This is a genomic window from Nitrosomonas communis, assembly GCF_001007935.1.
Lineage (GTDB): Bacteria > Pseudomonadota > Gammaproteobacteria > Burkholderiales > Nitrosomonadaceae > Nitrosomonas > Nitrosomonas communis.
The window spans coordinates 198,541-213,702 of record NZ_CP011451.1; the positions used below are offsets into that span (position 1 = coordinate 198,541).

The window sequence follows — 15,162 nt, forward strand, 5'->3', positions numbered from 1 at the left end:
TGATTTCATTTTATAACACTTTAGTATTGACAGTTTCATAATTAGACAAGGATAATGTTATGATTCTCCAAAGAAAGCACTTTGAATGCTCACAATGAACTATTATCCTAGATCTCATATTTTCCTAATTTTTTAATCTGAATATCAGATACATTCATATTATTTTTTCTGTCATATCCATCCGGATTTAAAACTTCAACGCAGGACCGGTAAACTAAAAGCCTATCTGATCCCATAAGGTTCAAACATGTTTTTTCAATTTTTCGAATGCAAATCTGTCACGGAGCTTGGTTTATGAATATCCAGGAACTCATTCGACAACGCGGCAGAGAAAATTTCACCTTACACGATCTCTATCTCAATAGTCAGATGGTAAAGGTGTTAAAAACAATAGGCTTTGATCGTCATTATGTAAAGGCTGAAGGCGCTTATCTTTTTGATGATCAAGACAATCGCTATCTTGATTTACTAAGCGGCTTCGGAGTATTCTCCTTAGGGCGCAATCATCCTCAAATTGTCCAAGCACTGAAAGACGTTCTTAGCGCAGATCTTCCCAATTTGGTGCAACTCGACGTCTCGTTACTGTCAGGCATATTAGCAGAAAAGCTGGTAGCCATTAGTCCAGAAGGTCTTGATCGCGTTTTCTTTGCTAACTCTGGAACAGAAACAGTCGAAGCAGCGATCAAATTCAGCCGTTATGCCACAGGTAAATCTAAAATTATTTACTGCCGGGGAGGGTATCACGGTCTTAGCCTCGGCTCACTTTCTGCTACCGGAGATACTCACTATAAACAAGGATTTGGCCCGCTAGTGCCGGATTTTATTGAAGTACCTTTTGGAGATCTCGCTGCTTTGGAAAGAGCACTTTCCCAGAAAGATGTGGCCGCCTTTATAACCGAGCCGATCCAAGGACATGGCGTCTGGATACCAGATGATCATTACTTGCCGCAAGCGGCTGAGCTAACCCGGCGTCATGAAGCATTATTTATAGCGGATGAAGTACAAACGGGTTTGGGACGTACTGGTAAATGGTGGGCTGTAGAACACTGGTCAATCACCCCGGATATACTTTGTATGGCAAAAGCGCTATCAGGAGGGTTCATTCCTGTTGGCGCACTGGTCTGTAAAGAATGGATATTTGATCGTGTTTTTAATCGCATGGACCGCGCTGTCGTTCATGGCAGCACTTTCGGCAAAAGTAACCTTGCCATGGCCGCTGGATTGGCTACTTTAGAGGTACTAAAATCAGAGAATCTGATCGAAAAATCTGCTCAATCCGGGCAAGCTATTATTGATGCACTGCAGCCTCTTGTCGGAGAATATGAATGTCTGAAGGAAATTCGAGGAAAAGGTATGATGATTGCGTTAGAATTTACTGAACCACATAGCCTGTCTCTTAGAATGTCCTGGAAAATGTTAGAAGCGACTAACAAGGGATTATTCTCGCAAATGATTACCGTCCCCTTATTTTCCCGGCATCGCATTCTATCCCAGGTAGCCGGGCACGGTATGAATATCGTCAAGTTTATTCCACCACTCATACTGACAGAATCCGATATCAAGTGGATAATAGATGCGACCAAGTCTGTTATTCATGATGCACATCGCGGCCCTGCTGCAGTTTGGGATTTAGGTAAAACGCTTGCGACTAAAGCCCTGCGAAGAAAAGTCAGTACTTAACAATGTCATAAAAGCGCTATTTAAAATAGTTGATGACCACTCCTGACTTATGGAGGTGCATTCCACCTCGCTCTTCTATGAGCTGAACGCCACATGCTTCCATAAGCACTTTCCTTTGCTTTCTTTATCAATATTCTCAAGCTGCTGCGAGTGCAATTCAAGCTCCTTCTCACCGGCAGGCAATATTATTAAATGCAAATTCTCAGCAATGACTGCCGAGTCAATGGGTAAGGGCGTGATATCCAATTCCATCAACAAACTTTCCTGCCCTCTGGTCATAGCTAAATAAACCTCGGCCAGAAGCTCTGCATCCATTAATGCACCGTGTAAGGTGCGCTTCGAATTATCGATTTGATAGCGCTCACATAAGGCATCCAAATTATTCCGCTTACCTGGATGAATCTCCTTGGCAATAACAAGTGTATCGGTGATCTCAGAGCAGTAATTTTTTAGTGGTAGTTGCTTGACCAGCCCTAATTCATGATCAAGAAATCCTACATCAAACGGTGCATTGTGAATAAGAAGCTCCGCACCTTCAATGAAATCCAGAAAAACAGCACAAATATCACGAAATTTTTGTTTGTCCTGCAGAAACTCGCTGGTTAAACCGTGTATTTGCAGCGCACTTGCTTCGCTTTCCCGCTCAGGATTCAAGTAATAATGAAAATGACGACCCGTCAATTGCCGGTTATACATTTCGACGGCCGCTATCTCAACAATTCGATGGCCCAATTTAGGGTCTAAACCAGTGGTTTCAGTATCAATAAAAACTTTACGCATCAGCTATTTACCTTATCGCCCGAGCTTTCTTTTCTTGTGATGACAGATGCTACTCCCTGGTTAGCCAGTTCATCTGCTCGCTCATTACCCTCATGTCCCATATGCCCGCGTACCCAGCACCATTCAATTTGATATTGCTGTGACAAATGATCAAGTTCTCTCCACAATTCTTCATTCTTAACTGGCTTTTTATCAGCAGTACGCCAGCCCCGATTTTTCCAGGCATATATCCATTCACTGATACCTTTCTGTACATACTGTGAATCAGTATAGAGGTGTATTTTGCAGGATTGCCTTGAAATAGGCAGCGATGCTAACGCTTGTAAGGCACGAATTGCCGAGATCAATTCCATCCGATTATTAGTCGTGCTTGCTTCACCACCACATAATTCCCATGTACTTGCCTGGTATTTCAGCAAAACGCCCCATCCCCCTACGCCCGGATTACCCTTACAGGCACCATCCGTAAATATTTCCACTACGCATGCAGCATCGTGCATATTCATAACTACTACTTTATATTTATTGTATGATTAGTTGTCGAGCATAATTATTCCCTTTCTCAATCAAAACTGACTTTATCGGCTTCACCTTGCCATATGGTTGATACTGCCTGCAGCTCGCCTTCGCGTCATTTTTAATTAAGAAAGGGAATTACACTTACTTTACAGTATTTTTGAATTTTTGCGTCGCTGGCACAATTTTTCTTTTGGTAGACAGCTTATTTTCCCAACAAGGTTTAATTATACGCATGCCATGGATTTGCTTGACCGCGTGCAAGAAATAAACTCCTCCGGAAATTGGCCACCAACGATCTCCTGCAGCCTCCATAAAATGGAAGCGTTTTATCCATTTCTCTTTACTGAAAGGAGGGGCATAACAGCCGAGTCGCCCTCCAACAATCTCAAAATCGAGCAGTTTCAACCAATCCTTAAGACGAGGTAATGCGATGAATTGGCCATACCAGGGAAATTCATTTCTTACTGTTTTCCAATACCGAGTCACCCCCCAAAGGCTGAATGGGTTAAAACCGCTGATCAGGACATGTCCTTCCGGCATCAATACACGATGTACTTCGCGCAGAATCTGATGTGGATTAGAATTGAATTCCAGTATATGCGGCAATAATACCAGATCCATACTGCCACTTTCGATAGGCAGGAAATCTGGTAACGCATAAAAGGATGCACCAGGACTAATGCCAAGACGAAATTGATAAGGGATACGGTTAGCACATAAAAAATTCAATTGAGGAAAACCAATTTGCAAAGCGTTATAACCAAAAATATTAATAACCGCTTGATCAAAATAGCTTTGCTCCTCCTCAAGCAAATATTGGCCGAGCGAGGTTTCAAACCATTTCTGCATAGTCCGAGCATGCAGAGAGAGCGTTATGATGCTGTTAGCACTCAGCCTTTTCATAAATATTTTTTTATTAAACCGAGAAAAACACCATGCTCAATATTTACCCTGTTCGCGCCTTCAAAGACAATTATATCTGGGTAATTCATAACCAGCATTATGCTGCCATTGTCGATCCAGGAAGTGCAACCCCCGTGTTAGCCTATCTTCAGCAGCAGAAATTGCAACCTATCGCTATTCTCAATACACACCACCATAACGATCATACTGGTGGCAATGTGACATTATTGCAGTCCTATACTATGCCAGTATATGGCCCTGCAAATGAAAACATCCCAGGACTTACGCATGGCCTTAAAGAAAGTGATGTGGTTCATCTCTCGGAACTATCGCTCGATTTGGCCGTATTGGATATACCTGGTCATACAGCAGGTCACATTGCTTATTATGGCGGAAAATCGCTGTTTTGTGGCGATACTCTATTTGCCTGTGGCTGTGGACGTATCTTTGAAGGTACTGCACAACAGATGTATGCTTCACTCCAGAAACTTGCCAGCTTACCTGATGAAACGCTTGTCTACTGCACGCATGAGTACACCTTGTCTAATATCCGATTTGCAAGCGCTATCGATGCCAGCAATCCAGCCTTAGCTCAACGCGTAATTGAAGTAGAAGAGCAAAGAAAGCACGATATACCCACACTGCCCTCAATATTGGCCATCGAAAAAGCGACGAACCCTTTTTTGCGATGTAACCAGTCAGCCATCATTCACGCAGCTAATCAACATTCCAGAAAAATACTGTCAGACCCGCTCAGTGTTTTTACAGAAATTCGTAAATGGAAAGATACTTTCTTTCAAGAAACAAATGTAACACAATGATTTTACAGCAAATATTAAGTAGCCTCAGGAACAGGGGTAAGATTAAACCCCAGCTTCCGAGCGCGAACAGTCAGATGATGCAACACGCGTTGACGATATCGCTCCTCATAGTACTCCTGCCCTTTATCGACGTACTCGGTTCCTTTCGTTAGCATCGTGTAGATCAAGCGCGCCAGTTTGTGTGCTGTCGCTGTGATTGCCTTTGCCTTGTCGAGTCTGCCACATAATCTTCTGTAATAGGCACCCAGTGCAGACTGGCTGGATTTCAATGAAACTGCCGCCATGCGCAGTGCCTGAGCCGCACGGTTCGCTGTGCGCTTGCTTGCCCCCGATAGCACTTTTCCGCCCGATATCTTTGTTCCAGGACACAACCCAAGCCACGAGGCAAACTGCTTCGCACTCTTGAACCTGCTCATGTCAGCGCCCACTTCACTCAGGACTTTCATCGCAGTCATCACTTCGATGCCGTCAATTCGCGTCAAATCAACCCCACACATGCCAATCAGATGGGCACGCAAATCAAATTTGGGAGCGTTCTTGACATTGGAGCGGCGCTTCTTCTGGCAGATCTCTACCTTGTGCACCTGAAGTGCCGCCAGCATGGTTTCAAGCTGCCGGTCACATTCGGTGAGTCGTTCGCTGTAGGCGTCATAGAGTGACATCGCTTGCTTGAGTGCAAACAGGTGTTCTTCCCGCCAATTCCCGACTAACGATTTCTCAATCTCGTCTTTGCCAGCCCGGATGCGATTGCTCTTGAGATTCGCCAGGATGTGCCCATCTCTCTCACCAGTAATGATGGCACGAACGATCTTTTGACCGGTTTCGCCCACAATATCCGAAATCACGTTCGCCAATTGTATGTTCATTTGCGCCAGAGCCTTTTGCATATGTTGCACATGTCGCGCCTGATAACGGATCAGCATATCGCGTTGACGAGATATGGCTCGTAGTGCACATATCTCATCTTTCGGACGGAATGCGCCAGACATCAACCCAAAGCTCATCAGTTGCTGTAACCATTGGCAGTCCAGTACATCCGACTTCCGGCCAGAAACATTTCTAACGTGCCGCGCATTTACTAGATACACAGTCAGCCCGCGCGACTCCAAAAGTTCATACAGTGGAATCCAGTATACCCCCGTCGATTCCATTGCCACAGTGTCAATTTCACAGGCCTCTAACCAGTCCGCTAAACCATTCAGGTCTGCGGTGAAACTCTTGAATTCCCTTACCGGCTTGTTATCTCGATCCGGCGGTACCGCCACAAAATGGCTCGCAGAGCCAATATCAATCCCCGCTGCATTCGGATGGATTAACTCCAATTTACTTCGCTTGAACTTTGCCATGACATCCTCCATTATCTCTATTGGAATGTCGCGCTGGTTCAGGTACGTCGTTGTACTCACTCTTTCAAACGGGATGTCCGTTGCCACGGACTCACCAATGTCGCCGACGTGACCCATGACCACGCTAAAAAACGGGCGGATTAGCACCAGTGATGGGTCGGTCTTCTCCAGCGCGACATTCCAACTTTACTCCTCAAGCTCTGACGCCGCTTGTTTCTTCTGCGCGCCTTGCCGCCTCTAGCGGATTACTACGCTAATAAGCTGTTGAAAACACATTCGAACCAATCGATGATAGGCAAAAAAAGCGGAGTTTATGCTTGATAACTATGCTGTCAGACCGTTTTTTAACACCGTAGAGGTAACATAGATAGTTTTTTCAACAGCCTGCCAAATCAGACTTCTGAAATTTACTTTCCTACCTCTCTAATTGAGGTCAGCAGGAAGAATTTACTAAAACTCATGCCATTAAACTGCACAACCATCCGGCCCACAACCTAAAGATTCAGCCTCATTCTGCTTGCTTTGAGCAGGTTGTAGCTGTTCGGTTTCATCCACTTCTTCTGCAAGCAAAGTACCTATTGATACCCCCAATATAAAATCACTGACATGGCCAAATTTATGCATGCGCAGATGACCGGTCTTATCGATCAGAATTGTCGTAGGTGTGCCTTGCATCTGATAAGTCATCATGGTGTGCGGAATGACATGCTGATCATTCGGCTTATCGATCCCAATCGGAAAACGCAACCGGTACTCATAAGCAAATACTTCAAGCGCCTCACGGCCCATTACTGAATGATGCTCAAAGACCGTATGAAGACCAATCACGGCAATCTGATCTGGATTGAATTCTTCAAATATTCTTTGCGTCTGGGGAATACCCATTTGCACACAACCTGGGCACAGCATCTGAAAAGCATGGAGTAACACCACTTTGCCCCGCAATGAAGCGAGTGTAATAGGTTGAGGTGTATTCAACCAACCCACTGTCTGAAGTTCTGGCGCCAAAATTTTTCCATTTGCTTGATGAGTTTTCATTAATGAGCTACCTTCTGTTTTAGAATCTGCATATTACTATAATTTTAGTCAAAATGAACTTTGTCGACTTCTCCGGCCCTATTATTGATATGGTTAGCGGCTTACCTGTAATTAATTTGTGATGAGAAATAATAGAATTAAAAAAACAACTGCATGAATACAAACAAACCGCAGGAATATCTCTTAAAGCTTTATGAAAAAGAAAGGGCAAGTCATCCTGCACTAAGAAGTGCTGGGAATAAAATACCCTTTTTTCTAAAACCTTTAGATGACTACCGCAGTCTTTGCAACCCTTCTCTCCTAGCCATCACCTTACCAGGTTACTTTACTTACTTCTCAGGCTTGCCAGCGCGCAATACTGGGTAATATTGGGTAAACACGTTGTCTTCAGCAGCATTTTCTTTATGGCAAGCGTTGCAAGATTCATCAGGTTGGGGAGCCGCGCTCTTGCTTTTATAGCTATCATAGCCAAAGTATGCCCAATTGTTAGGTCTATCAGCAAAACGCTTGGAATCCTTGACGGTCGCAACAATACCAAGATATTCCCCTTGAAAATAACCATTGCCACTGGCCGCCTCTTCGGCACCGACGCTTACTAATTCCTTAACGATAATCGTCCCATCACGAAATTTTCCAGTTTGCTTCCAGTGTGCCCAGCTAACGGGATCAATATATACATTGTGAAACTCAGGAAATGCGGGATTGCCATCGTTCATATCTTTTGGTGTCACAGGTGCGCCAATGAAAATCCATTCACGATAATTCCTGGGTGTGAGCAGCTGCCCACCTTTGTTGAAATGAGCATAGGTTGTTCTGCCAGGCTCATGACGATCATCTTGTTGGCCAGCAGTAACAGTCATTCCCTGGCCAACTAGCAAACCGGATAGCAAGAATGACGTTAAAGGACCAAACAACGTTCTTTTAGACTGTGACATAATCAATCCCTAAAGTAATAAAATTAAAATGTCAAAAAATAGTTTTAAATAAAGACTTTTTATAGTAGACAGCCCCACAGACAACGTCAAGACAAGAATCCGTCACGCTTGTCATACCAATCAATAGCTGTAAATTTTTTTTGGATAACTTTGCAAAATCTTGTAAATCACCCATTAGAAAAGCATAGCTGTAATTCCATTTCCAAATCTAACATGGCGCGAAGGCGAGCCGCAGACAGTATCAATCATACGACAAGGTGAAATAGACAAATTCAGTTTTGATTTAAGAATGGAATAACCAGTGCTATCACTCAAGTAGATTAATTAGAGCTTGCTCAGAAAATATAAACAATTGTTTTTATTTAACAATATCGTAAAAATCACTTTTTAAGTGCAAGGTTTTTGAATAAATCATGCAGAAACCCTTGCACTTGATTTGAGCTCAAGCTCACCTGAGTTCGATCAATTTTTATTAAACCATATACTGTTATGAATAATATTCTTTAGAAAGCAATATATTATGGATAATAAATTTTATATGAAATTACGAGAAATACTTTTTGAGTAGACTCTAAGTAAGGCATTCGGTCCTCAACATAAAATCAATGAACGATTACCAACACAACACGATAAAAGGATGCGCTTATATGGTATAGCGGCAATGACACTCATGCTAACAGCTCAAGAAATGGGGGATGCGTCTTACCAATGAATGGGTTTGAGTTAGAGGCGGTCACAAATCTCCTTAAACCTGTAAAGCGGTTTAAGGAGATTTGTTGCTATTGACACGGGAATCAGAAGCATGGTCACGTAGCGGATAGCTTCCTTTAGAAGAAACCATCTTTTCTTGTAACTAATTCTAAATTCCCTTTCAAGCTTCTTTGCAATATTTTGTAAGTGAAAATACCAGCCTAATTTCCCGCAGCACGTATAGCCTTAAGATTTTCTCTTGCTTCTTCATTGCCTTGTTTCTCAGCCTTCTCAAACCATTCAATCGCTTTATCTATATTCTTAGGGACCCCCTCGCCTACTAGATACATGACACCCAGGTTATTTTGCGCATCCACGTTGCCTTGTTCAGCAGCCTTGGTAAACCACTCCACTGCTTTAGCGGAATCTTGTGGAACACCCTGGCCTTCTGCGTACAACAGGCCCAGATTAAATTGGGCGGCTGCATGCCCCTGCTCTGCAGCGCGATGAAACCAACCTGCAGCTGATTCCAGATCATAGTCCATAATTTTTCCTGTCACATCCTTGGAGATAGCCTCTCCGGAATAGAACAAGGAACCAAGAGCGTTCTGCGCTTCGGCATCGCCTGCTTCCGCATCTTGGCGTAATTTTAGGAATCGTTCTTCAGGTGATAATCCATCATCTGCCATTGGCATGATTTTTTTCAGCAGATCAGCCTTTTCTTCCGGCGATAAACCTTGTTGGAATACGGATGGTAATTCATTGATAGGAGTAATCTCATCGGGCAGATTTTTCCAAGTTTCGTCTGCCTCCGATTTTGCTGATGGGGTTTCATCACCGCATCCAGCCAGAGTTAACATCAATAAGGCTAGCAATGTAAAAATACGTATATTCATTGAGTCATTCCGCTCTTCTTAGAGTAAATAAAAATTATAACATTCTGGTTGTATTACAGTTAGATACATCCATCAAAGCCAAGCCGATAAATTAATAAGAAGCTCACAAGATGATTACTCAGCAGAATCTCTATTTCGCACCTGCTTTTTGAAGTAACTCAATGACACCCTTATGATCATATTTTTTGGCCAGTAATAACGCAGTCGCACCATTTTCTGCCTTAGCATCAATTTCTGCACCCATAGCAAGTAGCGTCATGGTCACTCCGCGATAGCCATGTTGTGCGGCTAGCATTAACGCAGTTGCGCCATTTTTTGCTTGGCTATTCACATTGGCGTTTGCTTGCAGCAAGTGCTGGATCACGACTTGGCCCCCTATTTGTGATGCAAGCATCAATGCGGTAACCCCTTCGTTGGTCACGGCATTGACATTGACATCCTTATCTGCTTCAAGCAATAGACGCACCATCTCTATGTGATTTCTTTGCGATGCAAACATTAATGCTGTCATTCCATCGTCGGTAACCGCATTTATATCTGCATTAGCAGCAAGTAATGCTTGCGCGATACCAATACGATTATCCTGCGCAGCCAACATGAGTACGGTCCGACCATTGTTTGCCTTTACATTTGCGTCAGCGCCAGAAGCAAGCAGTAGTTTAACAATATTTTCATGACCATTCTGTACTGTGCCTATCAATGCCATATCTTTATCGCGCCCTTCGTGGCTTTTGTCAGACATTGAAAGCAATGCTTTTACTTCAGACAAATTACCGCGTGTAGCTGCATTGACCAGATCACTATTGTCTAAATTAGCCCTTGCGTCGTTTGAAAAATGCAGCAACCCTATCAGCACGCCTAAAGCATACAAATTAATCCTTGACCAGAGCATTTCTGTTCCTCCTCTCTTCTATATGTATTCACGCAACTTAATAATCAGATAGCAGATAACAAATAGGGCTATCTAAAATCCGCTGTTATTCACACAAAATGAATGTTAGTTTTCACTGATGATAAACAGTCGCTGGTATTCCTTAATTGCAAAACGATCAGTCATGCCGGCAATATAATCAGCAATAGCCTGATGTCCATATTGAGAAAATTTAATCTGGTATGCTGTAGGTAGCAGTCGAATATCTGAGTTGAATGCATTGAATAACATTTTAATCGTATGTTGCGCCTTATTACTCATGCGTGTTACTTGGAAATGTCGATAAAGGTTATCGTACAAAAAGCTTTTTAGTTCCTGCTGCTCCTGCTTTATCTTTTCGCTGAATCGAATCAAGCATGGTGCTGATCGTATTTCATCCAGACCCTTTGGTCGCGCATTTTCGATGTTGCTTTTACTTTGTTGGGTTAAATCTGTTGCCACACTATTAATCATGCCACGTATCGTTTCATGAATTAAACGTCGACCACCAATATTCGGATAATCTCTTTTCACCTGCCATAAATGTCTGGAAAATATTTCTATTTTTTCCAATTGCGACATTGTAATAAAACCGGAACGTAAACCATCATCGACATCATGATTATTATACGCAATTTCATCAGCAATATTGGTAAGCTGTGCCTCCAGTGAAGGTCTTTGATTAATTAAAAAACGCTCTCCCACTTCACCGAGCTTTTCAACATTCTTTCTAGCGACATGCTTGAGAATGCCTTCACGGGTTTCAAAGCACAAATTCAAACCTTCAAAAGCACCGTACTGTTCTTCAAGCACATCAACGACTCTTAAAGACTGAAGATTATGTTCAAAGCCACCATATTCCTTCATGCAATCATTCAAAGCATCTTGCCCTGCATGGCCAAAAGGCGTGTGTCCTAGATCATGCGCCAGTGCTATTGCTTCAACTAAATCCTCATTCAACTTTAAATTCCGCGCGATTGAACGTCCAATCTGGGCCACCTCTAGACTATGTGTCAAGCGCGTGCGAAACAAATCACCCTCATGGTTTACAAATACCTGTGTTTTATATTCAAGCCGACGGAAAGCTGTTGAATGAATTATTCGGTCACGATCGCGTTGAAATTCACTTCGACCAATAGGAGGGGCTTCTTTGATGAGACGTCCGCGCGAATTAGCAGTGGATACTGCGTAAGAAGCCAAATCATTCATTAGCCATACAAGTCAGCAATGTCTCTCTCAAGGTTGATGCTGGAATATCATGACTCATCATTGCCTCACCAATACGCTTCAGTAGAATAAAACGTATTCTTCCCTCCTCTACTTTTTTATCAAGCTTCATCAAGCTCAAGTAATCATCTGGAGAAAGTTTGGGTGCACTAACTGGTAGTCCTATCTTTTGAAATATGCTGCATATGCGTTCGAAATCACTTTCATTGATAAATTCTAATTGTTTTGACAGATTTGCTGCCATTATAGTCCCCGCAGCAACTGCTTCACCGTGCAACCATACACCATAGCCCATGGCGTTTTCAATTGCATGACCGAAAGTGTGGCCAAGATTAAGCAGTGCCCGCACGCCACCCTCACACTCATCTGCAGCGACAATTTCTGCTTTGATTTCGCAACTTCGGCAAATAGCTTTATTCAGAATGTCAGCATTACGTGTAATTAAACCCGTTATATTCTGTTCCAACCACATAAAAAAGTCAGCATCGCGTATAAGACCGTATTTAATCACTTCTGCAATGCCGGCACGCAATTCCCTATCAGGCAAGGTGGTAAGCGTCGCACTGTCTGTCAACACCATGCGCGGTTGATAGAATGCTCCTATCAAATTTTTGCCAAGGGGATGGTTAATACCTGTCTTACCGCCTACTGAAGAATCCACTTGTGCAAGGAGGGTAGTAGGAATTTGGATAAAAGGTACACCTCGCAAATAAGTCGCCGCCGCAAACCCTGTCAGATCACCAATAACCCCTCCTCCCAACGCAATGAGGGTAGTTTTTCGCTCACAGCGTTGCTCCAATAATGCGTCAAAAATCAAATTCAATGTCTGCCAGTTTTTATGATCTTCACCATCAGGCAGAATAATTGCAACGGAACAGATCCCATGCCGCTCTAGTGCCCTACGAAATTGATCTAAATAAAGAGGGGCTACAGTGGTATTAGTGACAATTGCCACCCGTTTCTGTGGCAAATGAGGCAATAACAAATCTACCTGCTCTAATAATGCATTACCAATGTAAATGGGGTAACTTCGGTCCTGTTCGGAAGAAAATAAGGCCACCTTAACAGTTTGCATATCATTCATATAACATAACTAATGGGAAGAACTCATCCCTTTTAAGATTCATAATTATTCGGTTGGTAAGCCTTGATCACGTTCTTTTTCCGATTTAACGCATCAGCTCGGAGTTTCTTCATTTTGAAGAAAAGCAGCTTTCGAGCGAGCCGTTGTACTAGAGATCGCACACCTTGTTTTCCGCTATCTATGATGATATGTGCTACCTCTCGATAAAGGGCATCGCGTTGAGCATGAAGCTCTGTCAATCTGGCATGCAAATCCTCAGTCTGAAGTAACGGCCTATTTTTATCAGTGCGTGTTCTTCGTTGCAGTTCATTCACGGATGCGCTCAAATAAACTACGATACCATGTTGTCTTAATAAGGCACGATTTTCAGCACTTAGCACCGCCCCCCCACCAGTAGCCAGCACTACATTCTCTGCTTGCACCAGCTCATGCAACACTTCCGTTTCACGTCTACGAAACCCAGCCTCTCCTTCAATTTCAAAAATCAAAGGAATCTTAACACCAGTACGCTGTTGAATTTCATGATCGGAATCCAGAAACGTTTTACCCATGTAATTTGCCAGCAACTTACCAATCGTAGTTTTTCCGGCACCCATCATACCTACGAGAATAATATTCCCCTGTAAAAACTTTATATCATGATTATTTTTGCTGATTGGCTTAATTAATGACATAGAGACAATTGTAACGGAATACTTTCACCTACGCAGAGATTCCAATGAGTCCATAAAAAAATTCATGTAATTTATTATTATTTTTAGAAATGGCCGATCCTGCTTCTAGTGAGCCAAAAATATTAACAAAATTATATTAAATGTGTGATGTGGACTGTTCAAAATATTATGCATGCGCATAATACTTGGTGTCCATGACTATATAGTACTTGGTAAAGGCTCCACGACAAGACAAAAAGTAATTTCTTATTTGGGCAGAAAATATAACCTTTTGCACGATAGGCCTTGAGGCCTACTCAGGTAGTCATTATTCACGCAGGAGCCAGGTGAACTGGTACATGAAGTGAAATTAATAGCAACTGAGCGCGTATTGCAGTAACGCAAAAGCCATAAAGGCAAGCACGATACCATTGATGCAGAGGTAATTTACGAAGCGGCAGACAGGCAAAGCATACAGTTTGTTTATAACAATTAAAAAGATCTCCACTCCACTTTGAAAATTTTATTGCAGTAGTGAGGAAAAAATTTTCATGGTAGTGCAGAATTTAACTAGATTGGCTTAAATAATAATATTGAATATTGAACAAAAGCAATAACCCATTGATTTAACTGGGGCATAATGTGTATTCATTTTTTGCAAAATAAGAAGCTCATTTATTGAACTTCATTAAAGATTGCAAATCATAGCTTGCTATAGTTGACTAGTTCAGTCAGGTATTATATAGTTGACAAAAATAATCAAGTATTATTTACAACAAACCCTAATTAACTCTTATTTACCCAACTTTTATTGTATTAAGGAATCTGGTATGAGACTGACAACGAAAGGACGATTCGCAGTGACAGCACTATTGGATCTCGCGATGCAGCACAGCAATGGACCTGTCACACTTGCCGATATCAGTCAGCGTCAAAAAATTTCACTATCATATCTTGAACAATTGTTTGCAAAATTACGCCACCGCGAACTTGTTGATAGTGTGCGTGGTCCTGGCGGTGGCTATTGCCTAGCTAAAAGTCTGGACCAAGTATCTATTGCAGATATTATTCTTGCTGTCGATGAACCCATTGATAACACGCGATGTGGTGGAAAAGAAAATTGTCTGAATGATGGCAAATGTATGACTCATGATCTATGGGCAGAACTCAATGACATTATTTTCAATTATCTTGGCAGCGTAACATTAAAGCAATTGGTCGATGAGCAGAAACAACGCGATCAGCAACGCGAGCAAGCCGTTGTCAAGTTGTACGATATGCGTGAAGCAGCATTTTAGTTTTAATTAATTTATAGAGAAAAATTATGCCTATCACATTGACAGAACGTGCAGCCAAACAAATCCAGCAGCAACTCACAAAGCGTGGTAAAGGATTGGCTCTACGGATAGATATAAAAGAATCCGGTTGCTCTGGTTTTACTTATATCTTTGATTATGTTGATGAAATGAAAGAAGAAGATCAGCTCTTCGAGTCGCATAACGCAAGAATAGTCGTAAAACGAGATAACCTATCTTATTTTGATGGATCAGAGATAGATTTTGTCAAAGAAGGTCTAAATAGTACTTTCAAGTTCAACAATCCAAATGTTGGAAATACATGCGGCTGTGGTGAGAGCTTCAGCCTCAAAATACCTGAAGAGTCTAAGGAAAATATATAAAA

At 42.3% G+C, this 15,162-nt stretch carries 15 protein-coding genes; 4 read left to right on the forward strand and 11 right to left on the reverse strand.

Annotated features, from left to right (window positions below; all coding sequences use genetic code 11):
- The first annotated feature begins 294 nt into the window (after positions 1 to 294).
- Entirely contained in the window at positions 295 to 1,680 is a 1,386-nt protein-coding gene (locus tag AAW31_RS00845) for an aspartate aminotransferase family protein (protein ID WP_046848791.1), read from the forward strand.
- Between the two features lie 75 nt (positions 1,681 to 1,755).
- Here the strand turns inward: AAW31_RS00845 and dnaQ are convergent, their stop codons facing one another.
- From dnaQ to AAW31_RS00860, 3 genes are all read right to left on the reverse strand, one after another.
- Positions 1,756 to 2,460 carry a DNA polymerase III subunit epsilon gene (gene dnaQ / locus AAW31_RS00850; RefSeq protein WP_046848792.1) on the reverse strand — a complete coding sequence of 235 codons (705 nt, stop codon included), beginning with the start codon at positions 2,458 to 2,460 and terminating at the stop codon, positions 1,756 to 1,758.
- Positions 2,460 to 2,966: a ribonuclease HI gene (rnhA, locus tag AAW31_RS00855; protein ID WP_046848793.1), complete on the reverse strand. Its 507-nt coding sequence runs from the start codon at positions 2,964 to 2,966 to the stop codon at positions 2,460 to 2,462. The genes dnaQ and rnhA overlap by 1 nt, the downstream gene beginning before the upstream one ends.
- 154 nt (positions 2,967 to 3,120) lie before the next feature.
- A complete protein-coding gene (locus tag AAW31_RS00860) occupies positions 3,121 to 3,882 on the reverse strand; it encodes a class I SAM-dependent methyltransferase (RefSeq protein WP_235264439.1) in 762 nt (253 codons plus the stop codon).
- Positions 3,883 to 3,914: 32 nt separating this feature from the next.
- On the opposite strand from AAW31_RS00860, the gene gloB reads away from it, so the two are divergent.
- Positions 3,915 to 4,703, forward strand: coding sequence for a hydroxyacylglutathione hydrolase (gloB, locus tag AAW31_RS00865; RefSeq protein WP_046848794.1), 789 nt, complete (start codon positions 3,915 to 3,917; stop codon positions 4,701 to 4,703).
- Between the two features lie 14 nt (positions 4,704 to 4,717).
- On the opposite strand, the gene AAW31_RS00870 is transcribed toward gloB, so the two are convergent.
- From AAW31_RS00870 to AAW31_RS00905, 8 genes are all read right to left on the reverse strand, one after another.
- Positions 4,718 to 6,049, reverse strand: a complete 1,332-nt coding sequence (locus AAW31_RS00870; RefSeq protein WP_046848795.1) for an IS110 family RNA-guided transposase — start codon at positions 6,047 to 6,049, stop codon at positions 4,718 to 4,720.
- A 465-nt stretch (positions 6,050 to 6,514) separates the two neighbouring features.
- Positions 6,515 to 7,087, reverse strand: a complete 573-nt coding sequence (locus AAW31_RS00875; RefSeq protein ID WP_046848796.1) for a peroxiredoxin family protein — start codon at positions 7,085 to 7,087, stop codon at positions 6,515 to 6,517.
- 329 nt (positions 7,088 to 7,416) lie between these two features.
- Positions 7,417 to 8,022 (reverse strand): cytochrome P460 family protein, encoded by a 606-nt coding sequence (locus tag AAW31_RS00880; protein WP_052751986.1) that lies wholly within the window; start codon positions 8,020 to 8,022, stop codon positions 7,417 to 7,419.
- Positions 8,023 to 8,933: 911 nt separating this feature from the next.
- Positions 8,934 to 9,608 carry a tetratricopeptide repeat protein gene (locus AAW31_RS00885; RefSeq protein WP_046848798.1) on the reverse strand — a complete coding sequence of 225 codons (675 nt, stop codon included), beginning with the start codon at positions 9,606 to 9,608 and terminating at the stop codon, positions 8,934 to 8,936.
- Positions 9,609 to 9,738: 130 nt separating this feature from the next.
- Positions 9,739 to 10,500: an ankyrin repeat domain-containing protein gene (locus tag AAW31_RS00890; protein ID WP_046848799.1), complete on the reverse strand. Its 762-nt coding sequence runs from the start codon at positions 10,498 to 10,500 to the stop codon at positions 9,739 to 9,741.
- A gap of 105 nt (positions 10,501 to 10,605) precedes the next feature.
- The gene (locus AAW31_RS00895; protein ID WP_046848800.1) at positions 10,606 to 11,727 is read right to left on the reverse strand and encodes a deoxyguanosinetriphosphate triphosphohydrolase; all 1,122 of its coding nucleotides are present in this window, start codon (positions 11,725 to 11,727) and stop codon (positions 10,606 to 10,608) included.
- Positions 11,720 to 12,820 carry a 3-dehydroquinate synthase gene (gene aroB, locus AAW31_RS00900; protein WP_046851385.1) on the reverse strand — a complete coding sequence of 367 codons (1,101 nt, stop codon included), beginning with the start codon at positions 12,818 to 12,820 and terminating at the stop codon, positions 11,720 to 11,722. The genes AAW31_RS00895 and aroB overlap by 8 nt, the downstream gene beginning before the upstream one ends.
- A gap of 41 nt (positions 12,821 to 12,861) precedes the next feature.
- Complete coding sequence (locus tag AAW31_RS00905; RefSeq protein WP_082110293.1) at positions 12,862 to 13,503, reverse strand: shikimate kinase; 642 nt, start codon at positions 13,501 to 13,503, stop codon at positions 12,862 to 12,864.
- An 809-nt stretch (positions 13,504 to 14,312) separates the two neighbouring features.
- Between AAW31_RS00905 and iscR the strand changes: the two genes are divergently transcribed.
- Together iscR and AAW31_RS00915 are read left to right on the forward strand one after the other, a co-directional pair.
- Entirely contained in the window at positions 14,313 to 14,780 is a 468-nt protein-coding gene (gene iscR / locus AAW31_RS00910; protein WP_046848801.1) for a Fe-S cluster assembly transcriptional regulator IscR, read from the forward strand.
- Between the two features lie 26 nt (positions 14,781 to 14,806).
- Positions 14,807 to 15,160, forward strand: a complete 354-nt coding sequence (locus AAW31_RS00915) for a HesB/IscA family protein (RefSeq protein WP_046848802.1) — start codon at positions 14,807 to 14,809, stop codon at positions 15,158 to 15,160.
- Positions 15,161 to 15,162: the final 2 nt, after the last annotated feature.

What these genes read in the sequence shown, in the direction of transcription:
- AAW31_RS00845 (WP_046848791.1), top strand. Translation starts at nt 295, where the DNA reads ATGAATATCCAGGAACTCATTCGACAACGCGGCAGAGAAAATTTCACC.
- dnaQ (WP_046848792.1), bottom strand. Translation starts at nt 2,460, where the DNA reads ATGCGTAAAGTTTTTATTGATACTGAAACCACTGGTTTAGACCCTAAA.
- rnhA (WP_046848793.1), bottom strand. Translation starts at nt 2,966, where the DNA reads ATGAATATGCACGATGCTGCATGCGTAGTGGAAATATTTACGGATGGT.
- AAW31_RS00860 (WP_235264439.1), bottom strand. Translation starts at nt 3,882, where the DNA reads ATGAAAAGGCTGAGTGCTAACAGCATCATAACGCTCTCTCTGCATGCT.
- gloB (WP_046848794.1), top strand. Translation starts at nt 3,915, where the DNA reads ATGCTCAATATTTACCCTGTTCGCGCCTTCAAAGACAATTATATCTGG.
- AAW31_RS00870 (WP_046848795.1), bottom strand. Translation starts at nt 6,049, where the DNA reads ATGGCAAAGTTCAAGCGAAGTAAATTGGAGTTAATCCATCCGAATGCA.
- AAW31_RS00875 (WP_046848796.1), bottom strand. Translation starts at nt 7,087, where the DNA reads ATGAAAACTCATCAAGCAAATGGAAAAATTTTGGCGCCAGAACTTCAG.
- AAW31_RS00880 (WP_052751986.1), bottom strand. Translation starts at nt 8,022, where the DNA reads ATGTCACAGTCTAAAAGAACGTTGTTTGGTCCTTTAACGTCATTCTTG.
- AAW31_RS00885 (WP_046848798.1), bottom strand. Translation starts at nt 9,608, where the DNA reads ATGAATATACGTATTTTTACATTGCTAGCCTTATTGATGTTAACTCTG.
- AAW31_RS00890 (WP_046848799.1), bottom strand. Translation starts at nt 10,500, where the DNA reads ATGCTCTGGTCAAGGATTAATTTGTATGCTTTAGGCGTGCTGATAGGG.
- AAW31_RS00895 (WP_046848800.1), bottom strand. Translation starts at nt 11,727, where the DNA reads ATGAATGATTTGGCTTCTTACGCAGTATCCACTGCTAATTCGCGCGGA.
- aroB (WP_046851385.1), bottom strand. Translation starts at nt 12,820, where the DNA reads ATGCAAACTGTTAAGGTGGCCTTATTTTCTTCCGAACAGGACCGAAGT.
- AAW31_RS00905 (WP_082110293.1), bottom strand. Translation starts at nt 13,503, where the DNA reads ATGTCATTAATTAAGCCAATCAGCAAAAATAATCATGATATAAAGTTT.
- iscR (WP_046848801.1), top strand. Translation starts at nt 14,313, where the DNA reads ATGAGACTGACAACGAAAGGACGATTCGCAGTGACAGCACTATTGGAT.
- AAW31_RS00915 (WP_046848802.1), top strand. Translation starts at nt 14,807, where the DNA reads ATGCCTATCACATTGACAGAACGTGCAGCCAAACAAATCCAGCAGCAA.